We start from the raw sequence: 1534 nt of genomic DNA, 5'->3' as shown, positions 1-1534 counted from the left end.
CTCTCGTGGTCGCACCGGGCGGCTGTGTCGTACCGGACGGGGCGCCGGCCGGGACGCGCCCGTCAGGGGCGCGCGGGCAGCCAGCCCTCCTGGACGGCCCGGACGCCGGCCTCGAAGCGGCTGCGGGCGCCGAGTCGTTCCATCAGCTCGTTGGCGATGCGCCGGGCCGTGCGCGAGGAGACCCCGAGCCGTTTGGCGATCGCGTCGTCCGTGTGCCCTTCGGACAACAGGCGTACGGCGGTGACCTGCTGGGCGGTCAGCCCGTCCGGCCCGCGTACCGCCACCTCCGCCAGCGGCTGCGCCGTCGCCCACGTCGACTCGAAGAGCGCGCAGAGGGCGACGAGCATCCCGTGGCCGCTGAGGACGACCGCCCCCGCCGAGGAGTCGTCGCTGACCGGGATCAGCGCCGTCGAACGGTCCACGATGAGCATCCGCGTCGGCAGTGACGCCGCCGTACGGACCTGGCCGCCGAGCTCCGTGAGCCAGTTGGCGTGCTCGACGGAGGGACGGCTGTTGCGCACGCTGTCGAGATAGACCGTGCGCATGCGTACGCCGCGCTCGAGCAGTGTCCGGTTCAGGGGGCGGGAGGCGACGAGCGCCGACTCGCTCAGCGTGGCGTCGGGTGAGAAGGCGAGCAGTTCCTCCTTCGTCTCCCGGGTCAGCGCGACCAGCCGGTCGCGGACCGCGTCGAGGCCGATGAGCTGCTCGACCCCGGGGTGCCGGGCGGTCGGCCGCAGCTCCGAGTACTCCGAGATCAGCCGGGCCGCGGCCGCCCGGGATGCCTCCAGCCGCTGCTGCTGGGCGGCGAGCTCGGCCTGCCCCCGGGCCATGAGGATCTCCATCCCGATGTCCGGGGAGACCGCGCGCAGCCGTCCGCTGTCATCGGCCGAAGGCTGGACCAGGGCGAGCTCGCTGAGCAGGTCCAGGGCATCGCGTACGTCGTCCTCGGCGGCCCCCACGGCTGCGGCCAGGGCCGTGACGCCCGATGTCGGTTCCATGAGCATGGCGCGGTAGACGGCTTCGGCTCTCGCGTCGAGCCCGAGTTCGGTCAACATGTGTATCCCCCACCCCCGTTGGCACATCAATCACCTTGATCATCTCAGAGATGGGCCCGTCGGCCAGTTCTGTCCCCGGCCGGAAGCGGCCATCCTGTTTGGCGTCCGCGACTGCTCCGCAGGGGCGACGGTGGGGGCATGTACCTCGTCCATGCCCGTCTGCGGACGGTCCCTCCGGTGGAAGTCCCCGACGACCTGCGCGAAGCGGCCCGTGCGGGTCTGAGCCCCCGGGACCGGGTGGAGCACCTGGCGGTGCACCCGCAGTCCGCAGAGCACTTCACCCTCGGCTTCTACCTGCTGTCGGACTCGCTGGAGGAGGCCGAGCAGCACGCCGAGTCCGTCTGCCGCCGGCTGCTCGGCGCGCGCGCACTGCCCGCGGCGTGCCTGCTGGACGTCGGCGTGCCGCTGATGCCGCTGTCCCTGATGGAACACCGGCGGGGCTGACCGCCGGGTCTCGGCGGGCCCGGCCGGGCGCCGGC

2 protein-coding genes are annotated in these 1534 nt (G+C 73.1%); one reads left to right on the top strand and one right to left on the bottom strand.

Annotated elements, in window-relative coordinates:
* Positions 1-62: 62 nt before the first annotated feature.
* On the bottom strand, positions 63-1055 hold the full coding sequence (locus ACWGE1_RS41035) for a helix-turn-helix domain-containing protein (protein WP_453425568.1): 993 nt from the start codon (positions 1053-1055) through the stop codon (positions 63-65).
* A 138-nt stretch (positions 1056-1193) separates the two neighbouring features.
* On the opposite strand from ACWGE1_RS41035, the gene ACWGE1_RS41030 reads away from it, so the two are divergent.
* The gene (locus ACWGE1_RS41030; protein ID WP_453425567.1) at positions 1194-1499 is read left to right on the top strand and encodes a hypothetical protein; all 306 of its coding nucleotides are present in this window, start codon (positions 1194-1196) and stop codon (positions 1497-1499) included.
* Positions 1500-1534: the final 35 nt, after the last annotated feature.

The sequence above is a fragment of the Streptomyces sp. NPDC054932 genome (genome assembly GCF_053610205.1).
Note: the sequence above shows the minus strand (reverse complement) of the source record. Positions and strands in the feature narration are given on the sequence as shown.